The sequence below is a fragment of the Empedobacter sp. UBA5987 genome (assembly GCF_002429865.1).
GTDB lineage: Bacteria > Bacteroidota > Bacteroidia > Flavobacteriales > Weeksellaceae > Empedobacter > Empedobacter falsenii_B.
The window spans coordinates 1-23,012 of record NZ_DJBB01000051.1 but is presented as its reverse complement, the minus strand read 5'-3'; the positions used below and the strand labels follow the sequence as shown (position 1 = coordinate 23,012).

Annotated in this window: 29 protein-coding genes; 11 read left to right on the top strand and 18 right to left on the bottom strand. The window is 31.0% G+C overall.

The genetic code is table 11. The annotated features are described in order from the left end of the window. Positions 1–14: 14 nt before the first annotated feature. Positions 15–1,352: a hypothetical protein gene (locus B3J26_RS08600; protein WP_291074154.1), complete on the top strand. Its 1,338-nt coding sequence runs from the start codon at positions 15–17 to the stop codon at positions 1,350–1,352. Positions 1,353–1,442: 90 nt separating this feature from the next. Here the strand turns inward: B3J26_RS08600 and B3J26_RS08595 are convergent, their stop codons facing one another. Continuing rightward, a complete protein-coding gene (locus tag B3J26_RS08595) occupies positions 1,443–1,754 on the bottom strand; it encodes a hypothetical protein (protein ID WP_038336925.1) in 312 nt (103 codons plus the stop codon). Between the two features lie 186 nt (positions 1,755–1,940). Here B3J26_RS08595 and B3J26_RS08590 point away from each other — a divergent pair, with 186 nt between their 5' ends. Next, positions 1,941–2,183 carry a hypothetical protein gene (locus B3J26_RS08590; RefSeq protein ID WP_291072042.1) on the top strand — a complete coding sequence of 81 codons (243 nt, stop codon included), beginning with the start codon at positions 1,941–1,943 and terminating at the stop codon, positions 2,181–2,183. 57 nt (positions 2,184–2,240) lie between these two features. On the opposite strand, the gene B3J26_RS08585 is transcribed toward B3J26_RS08590, so the two are convergent. Together B3J26_RS08585 and dnaG are read right to left on the bottom strand one after the other, a co-directional pair. After that, on the bottom strand, positions 2,241–2,732 hold the full coding sequence (locus B3J26_RS08585; protein ID WP_291072040.1) for a septal ring lytic transglycosylase RlpA family protein: 492 nt from the start codon (positions 2,730–2,732) through the stop codon (positions 2,241–2,243). Between the two features lie 248 nt (positions 2,733–2,980). Continuing rightward, positions 2,981–4,927, bottom strand: a complete 1,947-nt coding sequence (gene dnaG / locus B3J26_RS08580; protein WP_291072038.1) for a DNA primase — start codon at positions 4,925–4,927, stop codon at positions 2,981–2,983. Positions 4,928–5,091: 164 nt separating this feature from the next. On the opposite strand from dnaG, the gene B3J26_RS08575 reads away from it, so the two are divergent. The 3 genes from B3J26_RS08575 (at position 5,092) to sucD (ending at position 7,926) form a co-directional block, all read left to right on the top strand. Continuing rightward, positions 5,092–5,874, top strand: coding sequence for an META domain-containing protein (locus B3J26_RS08575; RefSeq protein ID WP_291072036.1), 783 nt, complete (start codon positions 5,092–5,094; stop codon positions 5,872–5,874). Between the two features lie 88 nt (positions 5,875–5,962). Further along, positions 5,963–6,889: a UDP-3-O-(3-hydroxymyristoyl)glucosamine N-acyltransferase gene (locus B3J26_RS08570; RefSeq protein WP_114999484.1), complete on the top strand. Its 927-nt coding sequence runs from the start codon at positions 5,963–5,965 to the stop codon at positions 6,887–6,889. 167 nt (positions 6,890–7,056) lie between these two features. Next, positions 7,057–7,926, top strand: coding sequence for a succinate--CoA ligase subunit alpha (gene sucD / locus B3J26_RS08565; RefSeq protein ID WP_038337297.1), 870 nt, complete (start codon positions 7,057–7,059; stop codon positions 7,924–7,926). Between the two features lie 50 nt (positions 7,927–7,976). Here sucD and B3J26_RS08560 read toward each other — a convergent pair whose 3' ends face one another. From B3J26_RS08560 to B3J26_RS08525, 8 genes are all read right to left on the bottom strand, one after another. Continuing rightward, the gene (locus B3J26_RS08560) at positions 7,977–8,981 is read right to left on the bottom strand and encodes a hypothetical protein (protein WP_291074153.1); all 1,005 of its coding nucleotides are present in this window, start codon (positions 8,979–8,981) and stop codon (positions 7,977–7,979) included. Beyond that, a complete protein-coding gene (locus tag B3J26_RS08555; protein ID WP_291072032.1) occupies positions 8,981–9,640 on the bottom strand; it encodes a DUF4240 domain-containing protein in 660 nt (219 codons plus the stop codon). The genes B3J26_RS08560 and B3J26_RS08555 overlap by 1 nt, the downstream gene beginning before the upstream one ends. 235 nt (positions 9,641–9,875) lie before the next feature. Next, the gene (locus tag B3J26_RS08550) at positions 9,876–10,310 is read right to left on the bottom strand and encodes a T6SS immunity protein Tdi1 domain-containing protein (protein WP_291072030.1); all 435 of its coding nucleotides are present in this window, start codon (positions 10,308–10,310) and stop codon (positions 9,876–9,878) included. Continuing rightward, positions 10,310–11,446: a glutathionylspermidine synthase family protein gene (locus tag B3J26_RS08545; RefSeq protein WP_291072028.1), complete on the bottom strand. Its 1,137-nt coding sequence runs from the start codon at positions 11,444–11,446 to the stop codon at positions 10,310–10,312. The genes B3J26_RS08550 and B3J26_RS08545 overlap by 1 nt, the downstream gene beginning before the upstream one ends. Positions 11,447–11,455: 9 nt before the next feature. Beyond that, positions 11,456–11,845 (bottom strand): hypothetical protein, encoded by a 390-nt coding sequence (locus B3J26_RS08540; protein ID WP_038337306.1) that lies wholly within the window; start codon positions 11,843–11,845, stop codon positions 11,456–11,458. A gap of 6 nt (positions 11,846–11,851) precedes the next feature. Further along, on the bottom strand, positions 11,852–12,130 hold the full coding sequence (locus B3J26_RS08535; protein ID WP_038337307.1) for a hypothetical protein: 279 nt from the start codon (positions 12,128–12,130) through the stop codon (positions 11,852–11,854). Between the two features lie 5 nt (positions 12,131–12,135). Beyond that, positions 12,136–12,597 (bottom strand): hypothetical protein, encoded by a 462-nt coding sequence (locus B3J26_RS08530; protein WP_291074152.1) that lies wholly within the window; start codon positions 12,595–12,597, stop codon positions 12,136–12,138. Positions 12,598–12,727: 130 nt separating this feature from the next. Beyond that, on the bottom strand, positions 12,728–14,239 hold the full coding sequence (locus tag B3J26_RS08525; RefSeq protein ID WP_291074150.1) for a succinate CoA transferase: 1,512 nt from the start codon (positions 14,237–14,239) through the stop codon (positions 12,728–12,730). A gap of 195 nt (positions 14,240–14,434) precedes the next feature. Between B3J26_RS08525 and B3J26_RS08520 the strand changes: the two genes are divergently transcribed. Continuing rightward, on the top strand, positions 14,435–15,256 hold the full coding sequence (locus B3J26_RS08520; RefSeq protein ID WP_180906175.1) for an AraC family transcriptional regulator: 822 nt from the start codon (positions 14,435–14,437) through the stop codon (positions 15,254–15,256). Between the two features lie 8 nt (positions 15,257–15,264). Continuing rightward, complete coding sequence (locus B3J26_RS08515; RefSeq protein ID WP_114999497.1) at positions 15,265–15,927, top strand: alpha/beta fold hydrolase; 663 nt, start codon at positions 15,265–15,267, stop codon at positions 15,925–15,927. Between the two features lie 39 nt (positions 15,928–15,966). Here the strand turns inward: B3J26_RS08515 and truB are convergent, their stop codons facing one another. The 4 genes from truB to B3J26_RS08495 are packed head-to-tail and all read right to left on the bottom strand — an operon-like array spanning position 15,967 to position 18,758. Then, positions 15,967–16,677, bottom strand: coding sequence for a tRNA pseudouridine(55) synthase TruB (gene truB / locus B3J26_RS08510; protein ID WP_125349728.1), 711 nt, complete (start codon positions 16,675–16,677; stop codon positions 15,967–15,969). A gap of 1 nt (position 16,678) precedes the next feature. Beyond that, the gene (locus B3J26_RS08505; RefSeq protein WP_125349727.1) at positions 16,679–17,563 is read right to left on the bottom strand and encodes an undecaprenyl-diphosphate phosphatase; all 885 of its coding nucleotides are present in this window, start codon (positions 17,561–17,563) and stop codon (positions 16,679–16,681) included. After that, a complete protein-coding gene (locus B3J26_RS08500) occupies positions 17,563–17,865 on the bottom strand; it encodes a DUF3098 domain-containing protein (protein WP_052217597.1) in 303 nt (100 codons plus the stop codon). The genes B3J26_RS08505 and B3J26_RS08500 overlap by 1 nt, the downstream gene beginning before the upstream one ends. Then, a complete protein-coding gene (locus tag B3J26_RS08495) occupies positions 17,865–18,758 on the bottom strand; it encodes a cell division protein FtsX (RefSeq protein WP_221855311.1) in 894 nt (297 codons plus the stop codon). Before B3J26_RS08495 ends, B3J26_RS08500 begins: the two co-directional genes overlap by 1 nt. A gap of 106 nt (positions 18,759–18,864) precedes the next feature. Here B3J26_RS08495 and rsmA point away from each other — a divergent pair, with 106 nt between their 5' ends. From rsmA to B3J26_RS08480, 3 genes are read left to right on the top strand one after another with little or no spacing between them, the layout of a single operon-like run. Continuing rightward, entirely contained in the window at positions 18,865–19,632 is a 768-nt protein-coding gene (rsmA, locus tag B3J26_RS08490; RefSeq protein WP_038332430.1) for a 16S rRNA (adenine(1518)-N(6)/adenine(1519)-N(6))-dimethyltransferase RsmA, read from the top strand. Between the two features lie 3 nt (positions 19,633–19,635). Next, positions 19,636–20,991: a magnesium transporter gene (mgtE, locus tag B3J26_RS08485; protein WP_038332427.1), complete on the top strand. Its 1,356-nt coding sequence runs from the start codon at positions 19,636–19,638 to the stop codon at positions 20,989–20,991. 11 nt (positions 20,992–21,002) lie between these two features. Beyond that, complete coding sequence (locus tag B3J26_RS08480; protein WP_291074148.1) at positions 21,003–21,233, top strand: GyrI-like domain-containing protein; 231 nt, start codon at positions 21,003–21,005, stop codon at positions 21,231–21,233. Here the strand turns inward: B3J26_RS08480 and B3J26_RS08475 are convergent. Beyond that, positions 21,210–22,094, bottom strand: a complete 885-nt coding sequence (locus B3J26_RS08475; protein WP_291074158.1) for an IS982 family transposase — start codon at positions 22,092–22,094, stop codon at positions 21,210–21,212. The two genes, B3J26_RS08480 and B3J26_RS08475, sit on opposite strands and share 24 nt — an antisense overlap. A 47-nt stretch (positions 22,095–22,141) precedes the next feature. Between B3J26_RS08475 and B3J26_RS08470 the strand changes: the two genes are divergently transcribed. Next, a complete protein-coding gene (locus B3J26_RS08470) occupies positions 22,142–22,264 on the top strand; it encodes a hypothetical protein (RefSeq protein ID WP_291071934.1) in 123 nt (40 codons plus the stop codon). 122 nt (positions 22,265–22,386) lie between these two features. Here the strand turns inward: B3J26_RS08470 and B3J26_RS08465 are convergent, their stop codons facing one another. Both B3J26_RS08465 and B3J26_RS08460 read right to left on the bottom strand, forming a co-directional pair. Next, the gene (locus B3J26_RS08465; protein ID WP_291071932.1) at positions 22,387–22,623 is read right to left on the bottom strand and encodes a type II toxin-antitoxin system RelE/ParE family toxin; all 237 of its coding nucleotides are present in this window, start codon (positions 22,621–22,623) and stop codon (positions 22,387–22,389) included. Then, the gene (locus B3J26_RS08460; RefSeq protein WP_291071930.1) at positions 22,607–22,843 is read right to left on the bottom strand and encodes a DUF2281 domain-containing protein; all 237 of its coding nucleotides are present in this window, start codon (positions 22,841–22,843) and stop codon (positions 22,607–22,609) included. Before B3J26_RS08460 ends, B3J26_RS08465 begins: the two co-directional genes overlap by 17 nt. Positions 22,844–23,012 lie beyond the last annotated feature (169 nt).

Here is a 23,012-nt window from a genome sequence, read left to right as displayed (position 1 = left end):
ATAAGTTAATTATTATGCAATATACATTTTCCCCAAGATTAAAAAATGCATCACTTATCTTAGCTGTTATAGGTGTTGTACTTTACGGGATAGGATTTTTCTTACATCAACAAGATGTTGCTAATTCAACTGAATATATTAACGGTTTGATTGAAGCTCACCCAACTGAATTTTTTGGTGACTACATTTCAGATTCTTATGCATCTATGAATACAGATCATGCTGGACACATGGAGCATTTGACAAATTTATTGAAAAACAGACCTTGGGCTGCTTTCTATGTACCAGCTTATTTATCGTTTGGTATTGCAGCATCTGCTTTGTTTTTCTTATGTATTCAATTCGTAGCTAACGCTGGTTGGTCTATGGTAGTATCTCGTGTTATGGAGGCTATCGCATCATTTTTACCAGTTGGTTCTGTACTTGTAGCTATCATCGTTTTAGGATCTTATTTTCACATGAATCACTTATTCCACTGGATGGATGCTGATTTAATAAATCCTGATAGCGAGAAGTATGATATATTCATGGCGAACAAAGCTCAACTTTGGTTAAGCCCTAACTTATGGTTAGTACGTTGTGTTATTTACTTAGTAGTATTATCTTTAATGTTACCAGTAATTAAAAACGCAACACGTAAATTAGATGAGACAAACGGAGACTTAAAAGTGTACGCTCAATTGTACAAAAAATCAGTAATTTACTTAGTGATTTTCGCAATTTGTTCTGCAGCATTTGCTTGGGATTTCGTGATGTCTTTAGACCCACACTGGTTCTCTTCATTATTTATGTGGTACGGAATGGTTTCATACTTAGTTTCTGCGGTTTCTATTATGGCAATTATTTCTATCTACTTAAAAAGAAAGAACGCTTTACCATTATTCAATGATAACCACTTACACGATTTAACAAAATTCATGTTCGGTTTCTCATTATTATGGTCATACTTATGGTTCTGTCAATTTATGTTACAATGGTACGCAAACATTCCTGAGGAAGCTCAATACTTCCAACAACGTATGGCGCAATACCCATTATATTTCTGGATGTTGATCATTAACTTAGTAGCTCCATTCTTGATTTTAATTTCATCAAGCATGAAACGTCGTTACCAAATCGTTTTCGCGATGGGATTCGTTATCGTTTTTGGACACTACTGGGATTTCTACAACCAAATTATGCCAGCAGCTGTTGGACCATTCCACAACTTTGGTTTAATGGAAATTGGAGCATTAGTTGGAATCGGAGGATTATTTACATTCGTAGTTATGAATGCAGTTTCTAAATTAAACTTAGAAGCAAAAGGTCACCCTTACTTCCACGAATCTAAAATTTATGAATATCCTTTCTAATCAGAAAGATGTTACAAAACCTAAAAAGCTCGATGCAATTTGCATCGAGCTTTTTTATTTAATTAATAATTGTAATTCTTCTTATTCTTCTTATTCTTGAATTGTTCTGCGCTTAATTTCTAAATCAACCAAGAAATGATCGACATCGTCATCTGTAGATAAATTTCCAACCACGTAAACACCTTTATCGCCGTTTTGATTATTGATAATTCCATAAACGGAAGATTCATCATCTGGATCAGACATTCCTTCGTAACGATAAATACAAACAATATCAAAATTCTCAGGATTTTGTTTTAATTGCTCTTTTTCGATGTTATAATCAATTGTAAAGCCGTTTTCATTAAGTTCTGCTAAGGCTTCGTTTGTTGTTTTATAGCGGTATTGGATTTTTTCTTTCATAATTTTAATAGTTTAATTATTGATTCTCAAATACTATTCCAATCAGTATATTCATTAGAATATTGTAAAGTCTTTTTTGGTAAGGTTATTGTCTTATATCAAAATGAATATAATGAATATAATTATGAAACTAACAGTATTAAAAAAAATCAACTTGATTGTCGTTTTTGCTTTCGCTGCTTATTTTTGGTATCGTGTGATGGTTCTACAACTATATATGGGTTAGAGCATCAACATAAACACAAAAAGAAGTATAAGAAATATCCGAAATACGAAGTGAGATATGACGACCATCGTAGCTTACCACCAGGTCAACACAAAAAAGTACATGGTGATAAATCTGCAAAACGATATGCACCAGGTCAACAAAAGAAAAATAATAGAAATTATTATAAAAAGAAAGGACATCATAAACATCATGATGACTAAAATAAAAAAGGATTGAACTATGTTCAATCCTTTTCTTTTTAATATCTAAAAATTGTTTTACTCTACAACTTCCATTTCTACGTTCAATGTTCCCGCATTAGTAGAACCTATAGAAGTAAACGCTGCTTTACTCAAATCTAATAAACGAGATTTTGTGTGCGGTCCTCTATCGTTTATTTTTACAACAACAGATTTTCCATTATTTGTATTGGTTACTTTGACTTTTGTACCGAATGGTAAAGTTTTGTGTGCTGCAGTTAAATTGTTTTTGTTATATAACTCGCCACTAGAAGTTTTTTTACCGTGAAATTTATCAGCATACCATGATACAATTCCACTTACTTTTTTTCCAGCTTTTTCAACAATTTCAGAAGTCGCAGTATTATCTGTTTTATTAAAATCTGAAAATTTATTGATTAAATTAAGTTTCAAATTTTTAGTTATAGCAACTGGTAACGGATTTTCTATTGAAAAGTTTGATTTTCCTTTAGCTTGAGCCATTGGGATAATCATCAGCATTACTAATAATGTTAAAATATTCTTTGTCATTCTTTAGTTCTTTCTGAATCTTTATCTAAAATAAGCATAATAGATTTTGTTTGTACATGCATAGTTTTTTCTAATGTTTTTTTAGAAAAGAAAAGATACCTAAATGTCTATGTTTAGTAGCTTTAGAAAGAATTGTTAACTATAAGTTAAAAATATAGTTACTTATTAAAATTTTTAAGAAATATTTATAATTATTACGTAAATATTTATTAATCAACATATTAAACTTTTGACAATTAAATGTTAAATTAAATGACACGATTAAGATGTTGATTTAAGATATTTTTTAATCCAGTAAAATGCATAATTTGTTGAAGAATTTGATTCGTTTCTTCAATTGATAATTCAGGATTTTTTGTTTTATGCATCAATTCTTTAATCATATTATCTATGTAAATAATTTTGAAGCGAAGTAAAACATCAAATAAATCTTTGTGCACAAATTCTTCTTTTTTCTTGATGTTGATACCTTGTTTTACTGTCCAGTTTTCGCTCAAACTATGTTTTTCCAACATCATTTCCGAAGCAAGCTGTACAATTTCTGGATTAGTTAATCGAGAAAAATAAGTTCCTGTTCGCAATTCATCATTTTCCAAACCAACTTTCACTTCTTCTAAAATAGATTGATAAAGCGGATTACTCAAACTCAGTTCGTTTTCATCAAATTGAGAAATGATTTCTTGGTTAACTGTTGTTTTATATAACTCGTTGTTCTCGTTTTTCAAATCTACTTCTAAATCACCAAATTGCATTATCAACTTAATGATTTCATTTTCTACAGTTTGCTGAACATTGATGACTTCTTTTGTAGGCGGAACAACCGAAATAGCAGTTTTTTTCGTTCGTGCATTATCGGTAATATGAGAAGACGAAGAAGTCGATTTATCTCCAGAATTTTGCAATTGAGCTAACTCTTTGAACAAAACTTCTTCTCGAATTTCCATAATTTTAGAAGTTTCTGAAATGTAAACTTCTTGTTTGATAATATTCGGAATAAGTGAAATCGATTTTACAATTTCTCTGATTAATTCAGCTTTTTTGATAGGATCATTCTTCGCATCTTCCAACAAAACATTTGCCTTGAAACGAATAAAATCGGAGGCATTTTCTTTTATATATGCTTCGATTTCTGTTGTTGAATGTTTTTTCGCAAACGAATCTGGATCTTCGCCTTCTGGTAACAAAAGGATTTTGACATTCATTTCTTGTTCCAAAATCATATCAATACCACGGAAAGATGCTTTGATCCCAGCATTATCACCATCGTACATGACAACAATGTTCTCCGTCAAGCGTTTTATCAAACGAATTTGTTCATTTGTAAGAGCTGTTCCAGAACTCGCCACTACATTTTGAATTCCGGCTTGATGCAACGACAAAACATCTGTATAACCTTCGACCAAAAAGCATTGATCGGCTTTTGTAATGTGTTGTTTCGCTTGAAATAATCCGTAAAGCGTTTTACTTTTATGGTAAATTTTATTTTCGGGAGAGTTTAAATATTTAGCAGCTTTGGCATCATTTCGCAAAATTCGTCCACCAAAACCTAATGTTCTACCAGAAAAACTATAAATAGGAAACATAACACGTTCGCGAAACTTGTCATATTTCTTATTATCTTCTTTGAAAGTTGCTAAACCAGCTTCTTCAATCAATTCTTTCGAATAACCATTTTTTAAGGCATATTCAGCAAAAGCATCCCATTGTTTTGGCGAATAACCAAGTTCAAATTTATCGATGGTTTCTTTGGTAAAGCCACGTTCGCGGAAATAACTTAATCCAATCAAATTCCCTTCTTCCGAATTATGCAATTGATTAGTGAAGAATTTCTTCGCAAAATCAGTCAAGATATATAAACTTTCGCGGTCTTTTTCCTCTTGTTGTTGTTCAAAAGTATATTCACCATCTTCTTCAATCTCGATGTTATAACGTTTTGCCAACCATCGCAAGGCTTCTGGATAAGTAAATTGTTCAACTTCCATCAAAAAAGTCACAACATTTCCACCTCGTCCAGAAGAAAAATCTTTCCAGATTTGTTTGGCAGGTGAAACAACAAAAGAAGGCGTTTTTTCGTTCCCAAAAGGCGAGAGTCCTTTTAAGCTAGAACCTGCACGTTTTAAGGTTACAAAATCACCAACAACTTCTTCTACACGAGCTGTTTCGAAAATTATATCTATCGTTCTTTGAGAAATCAAATTGAATTATTTTTTGAGAATTGTGTAAACAAATTATTTCTCAAAATTAAAACAAATTCTTTACTTGGCTTCATCTTTTCAAAACCTTTGTAGAAACGAATTTTAACATTTTTGAGATTTTGTATGATATTCGTATATTAGACTGAAACTTGAAATTAAATTTTATGAAATCAATAATTTTAAAAATATCTTTTGCAGCAATTTTAGCAACAGGATTCTTAACATCTTGTTCTACTGTTAATAACGTGATAGGTAATACTGAAAACACAAATAACAACTCTATTTTAGGAAAATGGGAGTTGAGCCAAATCAATTTTATGAAGGCAGGTTCTATTGCAGAAGCTTATCCAATGGGAACTCCTTACCTTAATTTTATTTCGAATAGTATGTTAAATGTTTCGGATGGTTGTAACACTTTGAATGGAGGAGTTACAATTTCTGGAAATGAAATTACATTTGGTAATATGATGTCTACGATGAAAGCTTGTCAAAATGTAGAAGATTCTAATTTCAGTTCAAAATTAAACGGAAAATTAAAATACTCTATTTCAGATAATAAATTATTATTAATTCAAGGAGATATTGTCATCATGACTTTTGTTCGTCCTGGTACTTTAGCAGGTTCTTGGGAATTAGAAGAATTTATTGGTAAAGATAGAAGTGCAAAATCAGTAGACGATCGTTTCCCAAATCAAAAACCTACATTAACATTCCAAAATAACAAGGTTTCAGGTAATGATGGATGTAATAATTTGACAGGAGCTTATGTAGCAGTAGGCAATTCATTGACAGTAAAAAACATCGCAACAACGCGTATGGCTTGTCAAGGTGTAGATTCTGATGCTTTTGGAGAGCGTTTTAATAATGTAAATAAATACGAAATTGTAGACGGAAAATTAGTTTTGTTTGCAAATGATGTTAAAACAATGGTTTTCAAGAAAAAATAATGAAATTCAATTCATAAATCATTAAAGCTGTCATTTTTTGACAGCTTTTTTATTTTTATATTTGTAGACTTTTTAAAAGGAGAGAAAGATGAAATTTCCACAAACACATCAATTAAAAGATATAGCATCAATTATCGATGCGAAATTTATTGGAGACGAAAATTTTCCAGTAGAAGGAATCAATGAAATTCACCGTGTAGAAGCGGGAGATATTGTTTTTGTTGATCATCCAAAATATTATGATAAAGCGCTACAATCGAATGCTACAATTGTTTTGATAAACAAAGAAGTTGATTGTCCAGAAGGAAAAGCTTTGTTGATTTCTGATGATCCTTTCCGTGATTTTGTCAAAATTGGACAACATTTTATGGCGTTTGAAGCTGCTACAAAACAAATTTCTGATTCTGCAGAAATAGGTGAAGGAACAATTATTCAGCCAGGCGCATTTATAGGAAATCATGTCAAAATTGGAAAAAATTGTGTGATTCATTCTAATGTTTCAATCAATGATTATGCAATTATCGGAGATAATGTAATTATTCGTTCGGGAACAGTTTTAGGAGCTGATGCATTTTACTACAAAAACCGTGAAACAGGTTTTGATCGTTTAAAATCTGTCGGAAATGTTATCATCGAAAATAATGTAGAAATTGGTGCGAATTGTACGATAGATAGAGGAGTTTCTGCTTCTACAATTATTGGAGAAGGAACAATAATGGATAATTTAATTCAGATTGGTCACGATACAATTATTGGTAAAAAATGTTTGATTGCTTCGCAAGTTGGAATTGCTGGTTGTGTAAATGTAGAAGACGAAGTTTCTATTTGGGGACAAGTTGGGATTACAAGTGGTGTAACAATCGGTACAAAAGCGGTATTATTAGCACAAGCAGGAGTTAGTAAATCTCTGGAAGGAGGAAAAACATATTTTGGTTATCCAGCTGAAGAGGCTCGAGGATTGTATAAAAAAATGGCTGTCACAGAGATAATGGTTCGCGATTACAAGAGAAAATAAAATTATCTATAGAAAATATTTTATAGCCGACCGTTTGGTCGGCTTTTTTTATGATAAATATCTTATTCTTTTTTGTCCTGTTCCAATAAAGATTTAGTGTATTTTTTACATTGAATATTTTTTAAAATGCAAAACTCCTTTTATATTTGTGTAAATTAAAAATCACAATGTCTGTATTAGTAAACAAAGATTCAAAAATAATCGTTCAAGGTTTCACAGGGAAAGAAGGAACTTTTCATGCTGAGCAAATGATTGAATATGGAACACAAGTAGTAGGTGGTGTAACTCCAGGGAAAGGAGGACAAACTCACTTAGGGTTACCAATTTTTAACACAGTAAAAGACGCTGTTGATCAAGCAGGAGCAGACGTTTCTATTATTTTCGTTCCACCAGCATTCGCTGCTGACGCTGTAATGGAAGCTGCAGAAGCAGGTATCAAAGTAATTATTTGTATTACAGAAGGTATTCCAGTAGAAGATATGGTAAAAGTACAAGCGTATGTTGATCAAAGAGATGTAACATTAATCGGACCTAACTGTCCTGGTGTTATCACTTCTGAGGAAGCAAAAGTTGGTATTATGCCAGGTTTCATTTTCAAAAAAGGTAAAGTTGGTATCGTTTCTAAATCAGGAACTTTAACTTACGAAGCTGCTGACCAAGTTGTAAAAGCTGGTTACGGAATTTCTACAGCAATCGGAATAGGTGGAGATCCAATTATTGGAACTACAACGAAAGAAGCTGTTGAATTATTTATGAATGACCCAGAAACTGAGTGTATCGTAATGATTGGTGAAATTGGTGGACAATTAGAAGCTGAGGCTGCTCGTTGGATAAAAGCAAATGGAACTAAACCAGTTGTAGGATTTATTGCAGGACAAACTGCACCAAAAGGTCGTACAATGGGACACGCTGGAGCTATCGTTGGTGGAGCTGATGATACAGCACAAGCTAAAATGGCAATTATGGAAGAATGTGGAATCCACGTTGTTGCATCTCCTGCTGATATCGGAGCTACAGTTGCAAAAGTTTTAGGATAAGAAATATTCTTAATCAAAATAGTAAAGGAACTCAATTAGAGTTCCTTTTTTTATTTTAAAATTCTTGTTATGCAATAAATATTATATGTAATCAATACAATCAATAATACTCCTCCAAACATTAATAATAAATCAAATTGGCTTCGAAATTTATTAGAAAAATCAATTTTAATTAATTCTTTATTTTGATATTTTAAAGCTTGTATTGATATTACTTTCTTATTGTTTAAGTGAGAATAAAAATAAGGTTGTGCCAGTTTTTTGATATTGTAATCATTGTCTTCTTTAAAAATTTCGAATTCAATCAAATTATTTTGATGATTTGTTTTAACAAATTCATATCCATTAATTTTATTGAAATTTTCATATTGTAAGTTGAATTTTATTTGAGGATATTCTTTTAATTTAAAGATTAAATATTCTTTTCGATTTTTCCTTTTTCCACTAAAATCTATTTCTGGCTGATAAGCCATATGACCTTTAATGGTTTTGTATTCTTGTATTTTATCAGGAAGATAATTTTCTATGCTAAAAAATAAAATAAATATTATTAAAGAGGAGAAAATCAATGATGTAATTATAATATATTCTTTTTCTACAAAACTTATTTCAAAATCTTCATTCTTTTTTATTTCAGGATAATTAGTTTTTAAATAAGATAGAATCTCATCAAACACATATTGATTATGAACTTCTTTAATACGACAAACTATTTTATTATCAGCATATAATTGAATTAATTGTCCATTAGACTTCCTTTTATAAGAATCTTTATATTCACCATTTGTAATACTATAGCTTGTGAAATCTATCGCTTTCTTATATACTAAATTAGTATAAATAAGTCTGTTGTTATTAAATTCATAAGACTCTTTACTATTACTAATTATAAAATAAAGTTGAACTATAATAAGTCCAGAAATTAAAAAATAATTGAAAGAGCTATAACCAATTAATATAAAAAAGAAATAGGCAACTACTGAAATTAATGTGACAATTTTCCTTAGAGCACTATCTTCCCTTGATGGATTAAAATGGGTATTAAATTTTATCATTACAAAAACTCATCCTCATCGTCAAAATCATCTTCCATTTCATCATCATCTGGAGAATAATCTTCGATAAAAACTTTGAATAATCTTGGACAAATGATTTGCAAATTGGTTAAATTTTCGTCATCCCAATCAAACTCAGGTTTTGGAGATTTTTCGGTATAAAATTTAAAACATTCTTTGTCTACAAAGTCAATAATCTTGTGTTCGAATTTTTCGTAGAAAACATCATCAGCGATTAAATGAAAATCTTCAAATTCATATAAATCATCTTCGTTGAAGCCTTCGTCAAAATAATCGGCTAAATTATCAGGATTCAAAATTGCTTTTTCAAACAATTCTTGCCCTTGTGAAACAATCCAATTTTTGAAATAGTAGAAATGCGTAGGATCTGTGTCATCATTCATAATGCAAGCCGCACACCATATTTCAGGCGAATGTAGCGAATACGAATAGAACTCTAATCGAAGTTGAAAACCAATAATATCATCGGCAGTTAGATCTTCTAATTCTTGCGCCAAAGCCTTTTCTTGATCTTGCAAATTGTTAGCATCGAGCAAAGAATTTTCTATAATTTGCCAAAACAAATCTTCCTCAAGCATACGCGAAATGCGTTCTGTAGGAAGGGTTGAAGAGTTAAACAAATCATCTAAAAAATCCATATTTCTACTTTTTAGTTTGTATTTAGTTGGTTTTGATTCGTCAAAATTTATCTAACGTTTTATTTCTTAAATCTTTAATTGATAAAACATTTTAATAGAATCTTTTTTATAATTTATGAAATAAATACGATAAAACCTAATATTTTTTGAACTATTTGTAATTTTTGAGCTAATTATTTGATTTTGTTTAAACTAAAAAAAGCCTAATTCGGAATGGAATTAGACTTTTTAATCTTTATTTATTTAATGTTTTGAAAATAATTTTTTGACAATCTGCTAAATTATTTACTTGAAAAGATAAATCAGCAGAAATGCTTATTAATTCTTCGAAACTAATCTTTCGTATATTAGAAGTTTCGTATTTTCCTCCGAGAATAGCCGGAATTATTAAATAATATTTTTCATTTAGTTCTAAATTACCAATTTCTTCCTTGCATTTATTTATTAAATGTTCAAAATTCCAATCAATAATAAAATCATTATCTAATTTTAAACTATTAAAATCTTCTAAATTGATTGCTATTTTTATACATTCTAATTCTTCTGGGCAGATTCTCCAAATTGAATTATCAATGTTTTGAAAAATAATATTTCCAAAATCATTTTGATCAATTATTTTGATAGCATTTACGCCTTTCCATTTCCAATTTTCGTTGATTGTTGTTAACATTACTCAATAATATGCGGAACAAAACGACTTTTATCGGTTGTAATAAATTGGTCACTTTCGCGGAACGTAATTCCACACGATTCTTGCCCAATAATCCAACTTCCGATAATGGTATAACCTGTTTCTTCGTGATGTAAATTAGCCAAAGCTTGATAAATAAAACCTTCTTCGCCATATTCGCCAGAAGTTTGCTCCGAAATAGCTCCACTTTTTACAACTTCTACATTTGCGCCTTCACGAGATAACAATGGTTTTTTGACATAATTCTTCATCTCTTTTGGTGAATCTGTATAAGCTTCTAATAATAATGGATGATCTGGATACAATTCCCATAAAATTGGTAAAATAGCTTTGTTCGAAAGAATCATTTTCCAAGCTGGTTCTATCCAATTTGCGTTGATTTCATCATTTTTGATGTTGTATGCAAACAACTCGTTCATCATCCATTCCCACGGATAAAGTTTGAAAATATCTGTAATTGGTTCTTCTTCTAAATCAACAAAATTGACATTATTCCAACCGATTTCGTCAACGTAAATTAATTTGGTATTAATTCCAGCTTGTATCGCGCAATCTCTGATATATTCGATATTTGTCAAATCTTCTAACGATTCTCTCACACAAGAAAAATGCAAGGTTTCACCTTTCAAATAAGGTTTTAACATTTTCCACGTTTCAATTAATTTATCATGAACAGAATTGAATTGATCTTTCGTTTCTCCAAAATAATTTTCCATCCAAAGCCATTGTACAACACCACATTCGAACAACGAAGTTGGCGTATCAGCATTGAATTCTAACATTTTTAATTGATCATTATCATAAGCAAAATCAAAACGTCCATAAATACTTGGCGCATCATTTTCCCATGTATCAATCAAATAAGGTTGAATAAATTTTGGAATTTTAAATTCGTCCAAACGGTTATTTTGAATCACATGTTCGACAGCATTCAAGCACATTTCCCATAATTCGTTTGTCGCTTCAAAAATTTTATCCGCTTCTTTTTCTGAAATCGAATAGTAATAATCTTCTACCCAATAGGTTTGTTTATTTTCGTCTGTATGATAACCAAATCCGATATTTTCTAACCTTTCTTGCCAGTTTTCGTCCGCTTTTATTCTTTTTAATTGCATAAAATTTGTTTAAGATGAAACTGAACGAGAAGAAGCAGATTTTCCGAATCCACCACGAACAGTTTGACTTTTGTACGCTTGTGCTTTTGCCGCGTTTGTTCCGACATTAGATTGTTGATGCAAACCTTGACTTGCATAGCCCATTCCACCACCAGTTAAGCTACGAAAAGCCATAAACCAAAGCAACGAACTTCCCATTCCGCCGTGATGTGAACCACCAGAATGCGACGAATAATTTGACGTAACATCTGTGTAAGGCGCAGTAGAATCTGCACGCATATATACCTTTTGTGCATTGTTCTTAACGGGTGCTTCTTCACGATTCATACATGAACTAAGAACCGAAGAAATTAACACTAAAGTCACCACTTTACTTGCTCTTTTTTCTCTTTTATTCATGATAAATTATTGAATGGTTACGTAAATAGGAATTTTGGTAGAATCGGTAGGTGTATATTGTTTGTGAGTAATCAACGTATCTACTTTTTCTGCAATCATCAAATCGTTTGACCAAATTTTTTGTTTAGTAATATGTAAAACAGAATCGCCTTTTGTTTCGGTTGTTAAAACAACTTCACGAGCCGATTTTTTATCAATTTGTTCTAAATTCTGATTTTCGTTTTGATTAGATTGACACGCAAAAAAAGTTGTCAATGGTAATGTTATTAAAAGTATTTTTTTCATGTAAGTTATTTTGTTGTTATAACTAATAAATCACCATTGAATTGTCTTCCAAATGTCTGGTTATTCATTTTATTTTTAGGAACAATATTAATGGATTTGATAGCGTTAGCATCTATCTTTATAAAATTTTTGAGACTATCGGAAATAGGCATACCATCAATTACAATTAAATCAATTTTCTTTTTATCCCAGCCTCTTCGATTATAGATATTAATATCACTTAATTTAAATAGTTCATTGATTTTCTTTAGTGTAATATTTAAATCTTTAGATTTTTTATTAACTGTAATATTTTTAATATTGTCTTTATCTAAATATATTGTTACTAGATTAGTTATTTCATTATTAATTAGAATATTGTATTCTTTTGAATACTTTTTAAGTATCTTATTTCGATTATAATTAATATTATTTGTTGTGCAACTAAAAGCTATGATTATAAGAATAAGAGGGAAAATTAATTTCATATTTCTATTCAAAAATTATACTTTCAAATATACAAATAAGAGATTAATTGTAATGATCCCACAAAAAAAAGCACAATCCAGAAATTCTGAATTATGCTTTTGAAAAAGTATAGTCTTATTATTTATTATTCTAATGATTTAAAACTAATAATTCTTCTTTTTTCATAGAACCTGTTTGTTTCAATCTTGTGTGCCAAGAGAACGCTTCTTCTAAGATGTGTGGGGTTTGACCACCTCTTTCTGCACAAGCTCTTTCAAAATAAGATAATAATTCTGCTTTATAATCTGGGTGAACACAGTTGTTAATGATTTCGATAGCTCTTTCGCGTGGTGCTAAACCTCTCAAATCAGCTAAACCTTGCTCTGTTACAATAATATCTACATCGTGCTCTGTGTGGTCTGTGTGAGAAACCATAGGAACGATAGACGAAATATTACTACCTTTTGCGATAGAAGCTGTAACGAAGATTGAGATAAATGCATTACGAGCAAAATCTCCAGATCCTCCAATACCGTTCATCATGTGTGTTCCAGAAACGTGAGTTGAGTTTACGTTACCATAAATATCACACTCTAAAGATGTATTGATTCCGATAATTCCTAAACGACGAATAACTTCGGCAGAGTTAGAAATAGATTGAGGACGTAAAACAATTTTATTTTTATAATTTTCGATGTTTCCAATTACACGATCGTAACATTCTTGTGAAACTGTCATAGAAGACGCTGAAGCAAATTTCATTTTTCCAGAATCGATTAAATCAAATGTAGAATCTTGTAAAACTTCTGAATACATGACTAAATTTTCAAAATCAGAATGTTCTAAACCACCTAAAACAGCGTTTGCAACTTTACCAATACCACATTGTAATGGCATTAATGATTTTGTAAGACGACCTTCTTCAACTTCATTTTCGAAGAATTTCACAATGTTTTGAGCAATTGCAGCAGTCGCTTCATCAGCTGGTTGAATGTCTCCAGGAGCATCTTGAATGTCGTGAAAAACAATTCCAACAATTTTAGAAGGATCTACTTTTATTGTTTCTGTTCCAATTTTTGTATCACAAGCGGTGATGTTAATTGGAGTACGTTTTCCATATTCTTCTACACTATAAATATCGTGAATACCTTTGATATTTGTAGGAATAGAAGTGTTAATCTCGATGATTAATTTGTCTGCATTTGCAGCAATTTCTGCATTATTACCGATAGAAGTAGTAGGTACTAAAGAACCATCTTCTAAAATTTCAGCAACTTCTAAAACACCTAAATTAATTTTAAATTGTCCATCTAAAATATGTTCGGCAGTTTCTCCTAAATGCTGATCGATAAATAAAACATTACCTGCATTTATATTTTTACGCATTACAGTGTCTACTTGGAATGGTAAACGTTTTTTTAATGCTCCACTTTCTACTAAAGCTGCGTCTGTACCATGTCCTAATGAAGCTCCTGTTACTAAAGTGATTTTTAAATTTTCAGATTTGGCACGCTCCGCAACAGCTTTTAATACAACTTTTGTATCGCCTCCTCTTGTAAAACCACTAGAACCAACAGTCATTCCATCTTCAAAAAATTTGGCAGACTCCTCTGCTGTCATTACTTTTGACTGTAAGTCAGTTAATTTTATTCTTTCCAACATAATGCAACTTTTTCTTTCTAATACTATTCAATAATTGTTTCCTTCTAAACGGAGGTAATTACAAATATTGGACTAATTAATAAAAATTTAATATCAAAAATAGTCAAATTATTATTCATTTCGGACACTTTTATTTGTGTACATTATACATTATATCAAATAAATTATTATATTAGTTCGCAGATTAAAGAAACTATGAATATACATTTGGATAATAAGTTCGAAACACGATATTACCTAACCGAAATTGACAAATTACCAACCTCAATTTTCTGTTACCATAAGGAAATTTCGGAAGCATACGTGGTAGAACATAAACATAACAAAGCGCAATTTCTTTATTGTGAGGGAGGAATAGTTTATGTAAAAATAGGAAAAGATACTTTTTATTTACCTGCAAGACACTATATGTGGATACCGCCTCATGTGGAACATAGTATACACCCAAATACACCAGAGGTGATTATGAGAAATTTATATTTCCCTATTAATGAAAGTGATAATTCGTTTTATAAAAAAGTAGGAATCTATCCTGCTGATGGATTGTTGTTAGAGCTTTTATTATTTTCTAACCAATGGAAAGGAGATATTGTTCCAGAAAACAGAAGCGAATATGTAATTGCACAAGCTTTTAAAGAAATATTACCTAAAGTAAGCAAAAGTAGTTTACGATTAGCTCTTCCATTACCACACGACGAACGTCTGAAAAAAATCGTTCAATTCTTAGATGATAATATGGATTCTTCGATTACAATGAAGAAAATTACAGCCGAATTCGGTTTCTCTGAACGATCATTATCACGATTATTCCAAAAAGATTTGAATATGACATTTGTTCAATATTTCACTATTTTAAGAATGTTACGCGCTTTACAATTGTTAATTGATAATACGTATTCAATCAGTGAAATTTCGACAATGGTTGGTTACAATAGTTTACCAACATTTAGTAATACATTCCAAAAAGTAATTGGAGTTCGTCCAACAGATTACTCAAAGAAAAAAGATATATTATAAATTAAGGTATGAAAATTTATCAAGTAAGTGGATTAGGCGCAAACGCAAATGCTTTTCGAAATCTACGCTTGGAACAAGATTTTGAGCAAGTTTATATTCCTTGGTTAGATCCAGAGAAAGATGAAACTTTGGCTCATTATACCGAAAGATTATTAGATAAAATAAATCCCACAGAAGATTTTCTTTTGATGGGATTATCTTTTGGTGGAATAATTGTGCAGGAAATGAATCGTTTTATTAATCCAAAACATACATTTCTGATTTCGACAGTGAAGAATAGGGCAGAGCTTCCGAAGTTATTTCGATTCTCGGCTTCTATTAATGCACATAAAATAATTCCGATGAGTTTCTTAACTTCGGATCGGACATTTTCGTACATGATGATGCGAAAATTATATTATACTGATCGAGAAAAAGATAATATTGACGATATTTTTGAGTTTCGAAACAAAGAATATTTAAGTTGGTCGATTCATAAGATTGTAAACTGGGAACATTCTACAGCTTATCATGAAGAAAATATTACACATATTCATGGTACAAAAGATATTGTTTTTCCGATTGAATATATCAAAGATGCAATACAAATAGAAGGCGGAACACATATTATGGTGATGCAAAAGCCAAAATTAGTGAGCGATGAAATAAATAAAGTATTAATCACTTTATAACTAAAAAAAGCTTGAACATTTGTTCAAGCTTTTCTGATTTTATACTTCTTCTGTTGTATTTTCTTCTTCAAAATAGCTTTTTTCTAAAGCGAAATTTTCAGCATTGATGACATCAAATTCGCCAATTTTTGTACGACGAAGTGCTGTTAAATATCCACCAGAATTGACTGCTTTTCCAAAATCAAAAGCCAAAGAACGAATGTAGGTTCCTTTGCTACAATTCACTTCAAAATCGACAAAAGGTAAATCTATTTTTGTAATTTTAAAATCGTGAATCGTTATTTTACGTGCTTTACGTTCTATTTCTTGACCTTCGCGAGCTAATTCATATAAACGTTTTCCATCTACTTTTACCGCTGAATGCATTGGCGGAAATTGTTCAATTTCTCCAACAAATTGTTTTGTTGCTTCGCGAATAATTTCTTCTGTGATATGATTTGTCGGAAAAGTTTCATTTTCTTCCGATTCTAAATCATAGGTAGGCGTTGTAACACCTAATTTAATTGTACCAGTATAAGTCTTTTCTTGCGCCTGAAATTCATCAATGCGTTTTGTCCATTTCCCTGTACAAACCAATAAAAGTCCAGTAGCTTTTGGATCTAAAGTCCCAGCATGTCCAACTTTTATTTTCTTTAAGTTATATGCTTTTCTAATGTTCCAACGAATCTTATTTACAACATCAAAAGATGTCCAATCAAGTGGTTTATCAATCAAAAAAACGTGACCTTCTTGTATTTTTTCTACATTCATCTTATTTGTGCTGAATCATTGTAGTTTCTACTGAAGCGGCATTGTCTTTTTCTGCTTGTGTTGGAGAATTATATGAGAAATAAATCAATAAAATAATTCCGATGATTATTCTGTACCACCCCCAAAATTTGAAACCATATTTTGTTAAAACTGCGATAAATGTTTTCACTGCGATTAATGCTACAATAAATGCTACAACATTTCCAATTAAGAATAATATAATATGGTTTTGATCTTGTAAAATCATTTCATAACCTTTCATTGGTGTTGCAGTATCTTCTCCCCAAGTTTTAACAAAAATAGAATAAACTGTAACCGCTAACATTGTCGGAACCGCTAAAAAGAATGAAAATTCTGCAGCTGCTTTACGCGATAAACCTTGTGTCATACCACCAATAATAGAAGCGGCAGAACGAGAAGTTCCAGGCATCATCGCCAAACATTGCCAAAAACCAATGATAATTGCTTGTTTTAATGTGATGTCTTTTTCATCATTAATTTTAGGATTTTTGAACCATTTATCTACAAATAATAAAATGATTCCTCCGAAAACTAACATTCCAGAAATAGCAACTTGATTTCCTAAAACAGCCTCGATTTTATCATCGAATAGTTTTCCTAAAATAAGTGCAGGAACAACCGCACAAGCTAATTTGATATAAAAATTGAAATTGAAATTTTTGAAGTCAAAGAATTTTTTCCAATATAAAACTACGATTGATAAAATTGCTCCAAATTGTATCGAAACTTGAAACATTTTTAAGAATTCGCTTTCTGGCATTCCCATCAAAGCTGCTGTGAATCCCATGTGTGCTGTAGAAGAAATTGGTAAATATTCGGTAAGACCTTCTATTATAGCAATTATAATTGCTTGTAAAGTATTCATTATTTTTCTTTATTCGGATTGATTAAAATGGCATAAATCTCGACGATGAAACCAACGACAACTAAAAATGGCGCTAATCTAATTCTACGAAAAGAATAGATTTCGTCGTTCCAATAATTTGCATCCCACGTTCCATCTGGTCTTGTGTTGGCATCGTGTCCTGTCATTAATAAAAATCCAAGACCAATTAGTGCAACACCAATTGCCATGAAAATGTAATTTCTTTTTCCGAATAAAAAAGTAAAACCAGCATCATTTGTAGATGCTGATTTTTTTGTTGTATCGATAGAATTTGATTTCATTAATAAAGTTGATCAGTTTTTAATCTTAAATAACGCCATGCAGCAAACAATGTACTAAATACGGCAATGACAACTCCAATTCCAATTAAAATAATAATAAGTGGAGTGAAGCTTGGGTTCCAAAGTACTAAACCAACTTTTGTTGCTAAAATGTACCATAAGAAACCTAATCCTACAGCTGCAATAAATGCTGCTAAGAAACCTAAAACTGCGGCTTCTATCAAGAAAGGTTTTACAATGAAACGTCTACGCGCTCCAACTAATTGCATTGTTTTGATGCTGAAACGTTTTGCGTATATTTTCAGACGAATAGAGTTGTTGATTAATACAACAACGATTACCAAGAAGATAACAGCAAAAATCATAATCCAGAATGTAATTTTATTGATGCTGTGGTAAATCGTTACCATCGCTTCTTTGTCACTTTTTACTTCGTCTACAATCGGATTTTTAGCCAATACCTTATTAATAGAATCAATTTGTTCAACAGATTGTATTAATGCAGGATTCAATGTAATTTGAACTGATGCAGGGAAAATACTTTCTTCGAAGAAATCGCTACCATCCGTACCCAAATCTTTTTTCGCAATTTTAGCTGCATCCTCTTTGCTGATATACTGTGTAGCTTCAACAAAAGGATACTTCACTTTCAACGAATCGATATAAGATTTTTGTAAATCAAGCTCCTTATCTTTTAATTTTGGATCTTCGACATCTTTAAAATATGCCTCGATTTTTAACTCTCTTTTTAGATGTTCTGCGTAACTTTGTGCATTAATGACAATTAAGCCGAAAATACCTAATAGAAATAAAACAAGCGAAATACTAATCACAACAGTGATGTTTGAAGATCGCAGTCTTTTTTTCTCAAATTTATCGTTCGTTTTTGACATTTGGGTTAATTTTGGGGCTAAGATAAAAAAAACTTATTTCGCAAGAAAGATATTCCGTATATATTCTACGGTAAGTTGGTTAAAGAAAACTTAAAATTTAGAATTTTTGAAAGTAAAAGCTAAAAAACATTTAGGTCAGCATTTTTTGAATGACGAAAATATTGCACGAGACATCGCTGAAGGGTTAACTTGGGAAGGCTATGATCGTGTCTTAGAAATTGGTCCAGGAATGGGCGTGTTGACAAAATATATTTTACAAGCAAAGAAAAATATAGAGGTTGTGGAGATTGATACAGAATCAGTCGAATATTTAAAAGAATATTATCAACCATTTTATCCAGGATTTAAAATTCATTCTGAAGATTTCTTGAAAATGGACTTTTCATCAAAGTTTGATGAACAAATTGCTATTTTAGGAAATTTTCCGTATAATATATCTTCGCAAATTATTTTTAAAGCTTTAGAAGAGCGTTACACTGTTCCCGAAGTTTGTGGAATGTTTCAGAAAGAAGTTGCCGAACGTATTGCATCAAAAAAAGGTACAAAAGATTATGGTATACTTTCTGTTTTAGCTCAAGCGTATTATCATTGTGAATATTTGTTCACTGTTCCAGAACACGTTTTTACACCACCACCAAAGGTGAAATCGGGCGTTATTATTATGAAACGCTACCGAACAGAAATTGAAGGAGTCGAACAAAAACGGTTTTTTCAAGTGGTAAAAGCTGGTTTTGGACAAAGAAGAAAAACGCTTCGTAATTCGTTGAAAGCTTTGGGAATTCCTGAAGATTTAAACGATCACGAGTTTTTGAATATGCGCGCAGAACAATTATCTGTCGAAGATTTTATTGAGTTAACGAAAAGAATGAAATAGATTATGGAGGTAAAAATTACAAAAGATTTTATTGAACATTTAAACGAAAGTATTAATCAGCAAAATGCAAAAGCAGTTAAGGAGATGTTGCAAGATTTGCACCCCGCCGATATTGCTGAATTGTTTGATGAGCTTTCGACCAAAGAACAATCTTTTGTAATTGATTTACTCGATAATGAAATTTCTGCTGATATCCTTCTTGAATTAGAAGAAGATGATCGACGCAAATTCCTGAAAACGCTTACTGCAAAAGAAATTGCTGAAGATGTCATTAATGAGATGGATACCGATGATGCTGTTGACGTTATTAATGAGCTTTCTGATGAAAAGAAAGATGAGGTAATTGCGCAATTAGAAGACCAAGAACACGCCCGCGAAATTGTAGATCTTTTACGCTACGACGAAGATACAGCTGGAGGTTTGATGGGAAAAGAGTTGATAAAAGTCAACAAAGACTGGTCGGTAATCACAGCAGTAAAACAAATGCGAAAACAAGCTGAGGATTTAGAAGAGGTTTTCTCAATTTATGTGGTTGATGAAGATGAAAAATTACTTGGAACATTGAGTTTGAAGCGTTTGTTGACGACTTCTGCGAATACAAAAGTGGCGGATGTTTACAATGAAAAGATTCAATATGTAAAGACCTATACAAAAGATATGGAGGTTGCGAAAGTAATCGAAAAATATGATTTGTACGAAGTGCCTGTAGTAGACGAATTAATGCGTTTGGTTGGTGTAATTACGGTGGATGATGTGATTGATGTGATTCGTGAAGAAGCTGAAGAAAATTATCAATTAGCAGCCGGGATTACTCAAAATGTCGACTCTGATGATAATATATTGAAATTAACTCGCGCTCGTTTACCTTGGCTTTTATTGGCTTTGGTAGGTAGTTTTGTAGCAGTTAATGTGTCGCAAAGTTTTAGCGATGCGATGAATTTGTATCCGCAATTATTCTTTTTTACGCCGCTTGTTGCTGCCATGGCAGGAAATGTTGGTGTGCAATCTTCTGCGATTATTGTGCAAGGTTTGGCGAATAGTAATATTTCGGGTTCTATTTGGAAAAGATTAGGAAAAGAAATGTTATTAGCTTTATTGAATAGTACATTATTAGCTTTTGTACTTTTATTGGCGACACATTTCTTGATGAGCACAAGCTACGAAATTTCTTCAACCATTGTTTTAGCTTTAGTTATTGTGATGATTTTAGCAAGTTTGATTGGGACATTTATTCCAATTATGTTGCATAAATATGGTGTTGATCCTGCTATTGCAACGGGACCATTTATCACAACAAGTAATGATATCTTTGGTTTGTTGATTTACTTTTCGATTGCGAAAATGATTTTAGGATTTTAAAAACCTTAAAAATGAATAAGTTGAAAATTATAGGAATAACGACTCAAACGTCTAATAATGATAGTCAAGCGATTGAAGATTTAGGAAAACTGTGGCATCAATTTTTTGGTGAGAATATAATGACTAAAATTCCAAATACAATTAGTTCTAATATTTATTCTGTTTACACAGATTACGAAAGTGATTTTACAGGAAAATATACTATAACCCGTAGTGCATTATTGAACGAGATTAATTTTTAGGTTGTTAATATTTCGATTAAACACAAATTTATTCAAATATTGAATAGTTGTCAGTGTTGTAATTTTAGCCAAAATTCTTGTTTTAAATCCTTCAAAAGTCTTTGCGTAATTTCTTCTAATCATAAATTGGTCACACAATTGTGAGAACAGGGTTTCAATTCTTTTTCTATATTTTTTGAACTGATAAAATTGAGGTTTATAATCTTTTTGATTTTTTCTTTTCGGAGTTTCTAATTGGATATTGACCTGGTTAAATAAATCAAGTTGAATGGTTTGTGAAAGATAACCTTTGTCTCCAAGTAAAACACAATCAGACATTTGCTTTTTTATATCCTGCAAATAATGAATATCGTGAACAGAGGCAGGAGATAAATCAAAACTTTGAAAAACACCAGAAATCGAGCAAATAGCGTGTAATTTATAGCCATAAAAATGTAAATTTTGTGAAGCACAAAATCCCTTGTTGGGAATGGCATAATCGACCTCTTTACATATTTTACTTCTAGAAGAACGTGCTATTTTGCATACTTCCAAGGGCATACTATCGACCACAAAATAGTTTTCAAACTTATTAAATTTTTTCACCATTTTCATTCTGATTTCTTCGATAAATGGAAATAATTTTCTTTTTCTTCTATTGTAAACACTTCGCTCAATTTTAGATTCAATTTCAAAACCCTTAATCTCTCTAAATAACTGATGTTCAGAATCAATCGATTTGAATTCTGTTAAGATTATCAAGCTAATCAATTCAATATCTGATAGTTTTGGCTTTATTGGTTTAAAATATAAATTCTCTTTTTCCGAAATTTTTCGCAATTCCTTTAAAATTAATTTGTAACTTGCTTCTAAGTTGCTTATGATTGTATTTGATTGTCAGTCAATACAATATACTGCTTTTTTGTATATTGAGCAACTTTTTATATAATGCACTACGGGTTACTATAATTATTGGTTGCGAAGTTTCTTCGTTGAATGATATTCAAGAAGGAATGGTAGGAAAAGAATTTGAGCCACAAACATTCATTTAGATATTAGAAAATAATATAATAAAAATGAGCTGAAAGTTTTACTTTCAGCTCATTTTTTATTTTGGATATTTTGTAGGATTTCTGTGCGTATTAAAAGCTGCTTTTATAAGAATTATTTTTTGTTACTCATCTAACGTATAGAAAATAATATAAGGAAATTTCTTCATTGGTTTACCTCTAAACTTTTTGTAATAAACGTTGTAAAATGGATTTTGTCTAATCATTTCTACGTTTATTTCATAATCGTTCAAAAAGTTTTGTGCGACTTTTAGTGTTGCATTCTCCTTGTAATAAGTTATTGCTTCTCTAATATTTGCTTTTGCAATAGGAGAAATACTAACTTTATAATCCGTATTCATTTTTAACTTCTGCTAAAAAATCTGCATTATTTTGATATTGAGTTAAAGGCAAATTTTCTTGATTATCCAAAATTTCCTTTTGTTCGTCACTTAACTCAAATTCAGTTTCTTGATTGTGTTTATAAGTCAAAAAATCAATATAACGCTCCACTTCTTCCAAAAGTGATTCAGGAAGTTGTTTCAATTTAGAATTCACTTGTTCAATAGTCGTTGCATTCATAATTATTAATTTTACAAAACAGTTGTCGTTCTAACAAAGTTACAAAAAGTATACCTTATATAATATTAAGTTAAAAACTTTGCGAATTGCGGCTTTTTAGTTATTTTAGAAAGAGAAATTTTATAAACATGTTCAAAAAAGAATTTTATATTGAAGTTGTTTAAACAAA

What these genes read in the sequence shown, in the direction of transcription:
- B3J26_RS08600 (WP_291074154.1), top strand. Translation starts at nt 15, where the DNA reads ATGCAATATACATTTTCCCCAAGATTAAAAAATGCATCACTTATCTTA.
- B3J26_RS08595 (WP_038336925.1), bottom strand. Translation starts at nt 1,754, where the DNA reads ATGAAAGAAAAAATCCAATACCGCTATAAAACAACAAACGAAGCCTTA.
- B3J26_RS08585 (WP_291072040.1), bottom strand. Translation starts at nt 2,732, where the DNA reads ATGACAAAGAATATTTTAACATTATTAGTAATGCTGATGATTATCCCA.
- B3J26_RS08575 (WP_291072036.1), top strand. Translation starts at nt 5,092, where the DNA reads ATGAAATCAATAATTTTAAAAATATCTTTTGCAGCAATTTTAGCAACA.
- B3J26_RS08570 (WP_114999484.1), top strand. Translation starts at nt 5,963, where the DNA reads ATGAAATTTCCACAAACACATCAATTAAAAGATATAGCATCAATTATC.
- sucD (WP_038337297.1), top strand. Translation starts at nt 7,057, where the DNA reads ATGTCTGTATTAGTAAACAAAGATTCAAAAATAATCGTTCAAGGTTTC.
- B3J26_RS08560 (WP_291074153.1), bottom strand. Translation starts at nt 8,981, where the DNA reads ATGATAAAATTTAATACCCATTTTAATCCATCAAGGGAAGATAGTGCT.
- B3J26_RS08555 (WP_291072032.1), bottom strand. Translation starts at nt 9,640, where the DNA reads ATGGATTTTTTAGATGATTTGTTTAACTCTTCAACCCTTCCTACAGAA.
- B3J26_RS08550 (WP_291072030.1), bottom strand. Translation starts at nt 10,310, where the DNA reads ATGTTAACAACAATCAACGAAAATTGGAAATGGAAAGGCGTAAATGCT.
- B3J26_RS08545 (WP_291072028.1), bottom strand. Translation starts at nt 11,446, where the DNA reads ATGCAATTAAAAAGAATAAAAGCGGACGAAAACTGGCAAGAAAGGTTA.
- B3J26_RS08540 (WP_038337306.1), bottom strand. Translation starts at nt 11,845, where the DNA reads ATGAATAAAAGAGAAAAAAGAGCAAGTAAAGTGGTGACTTTAGTGTTA.
- B3J26_RS08535 (WP_038337307.1), bottom strand. Translation starts at nt 12,130, where the DNA reads ATGAAAAAAATACTTTTAATAACATTACCATTGACAACTTTTTTTGCG.
- B3J26_RS08530 (WP_291074152.1), bottom strand. Translation starts at nt 12,597, where the DNA reads ATGAAATTAATTTTCCCTCTTATTCTTATAATCATAGCTTTTAGTTGC.
- B3J26_RS08525 (WP_291074150.1), bottom strand. Translation starts at nt 14,239, where the DNA reads ATGTTGGAAAGAATAAAATTAACTGACTTACAGTCAAAAGTAATGACA.
- B3J26_RS08520 (WP_180906175.1), top strand. Translation starts at nt 14,435, where the DNA reads ATGAATATACATTTGGATAATAAGTTCGAAACACGATATTACCTAACC.
- B3J26_RS08515 (WP_114999497.1), top strand. Translation starts at nt 15,265, where the DNA reads ATGAAAATTTATCAAGTAAGTGGATTAGGCGCAAACGCAAATGCTTTT.
- truB (WP_125349728.1), bottom strand. Translation starts at nt 16,677, where the DNA reads ATGAATGTAGAAAAAATACAAGAAGGTCACGTTTTTTTGATTGATAAA.
- B3J26_RS08505 (WP_125349727.1), bottom strand. Translation starts at nt 17,563, where the DNA reads ATGAATACTTTACAAGCAATTATAATTGCTATAATAGAAGGTCTTACC.
- B3J26_RS08500 (WP_052217597.1), bottom strand. Translation starts at nt 17,865, where the DNA reads ATGAAATCAAATTCTATCGATACAACAAAAAAATCAGCATCTACAAAT.
- B3J26_RS08495 (WP_221855311.1), bottom strand. Translation starts at nt 18,758, where the DNA reads ATGTCAAAAACGAACGATAAATTTGAGAAAAAAAGACTGCGATCTTCA.
- mgtE (WP_038332427.1), top strand. Translation starts at nt 19,636, where the DNA reads ATGGAGGTAAAAATTACAAAAGATTTTATTGAACATTTAAACGAAAGT.
- B3J26_RS08480 (WP_291074148.1), top strand. Translation starts at nt 21,003, where the DNA reads ATGAATAAGTTGAAAATTATAGGAATAACGACTCAAACGTCTAATAAT.
- B3J26_RS08465 (WP_291071932.1), bottom strand. Translation starts at nt 22,623, where the DNA reads ATGAATACGGATTATAAAGTTAGTATTTCTCCTATTGCAAAAGCAAAT.
- B3J26_RS08460 (WP_291071930.1), bottom strand. Translation starts at nt 22,843, where the DNA reads ATGAATGCAACGACTATTGAACAAGTGAATTCTAAATTGAAACAACTT.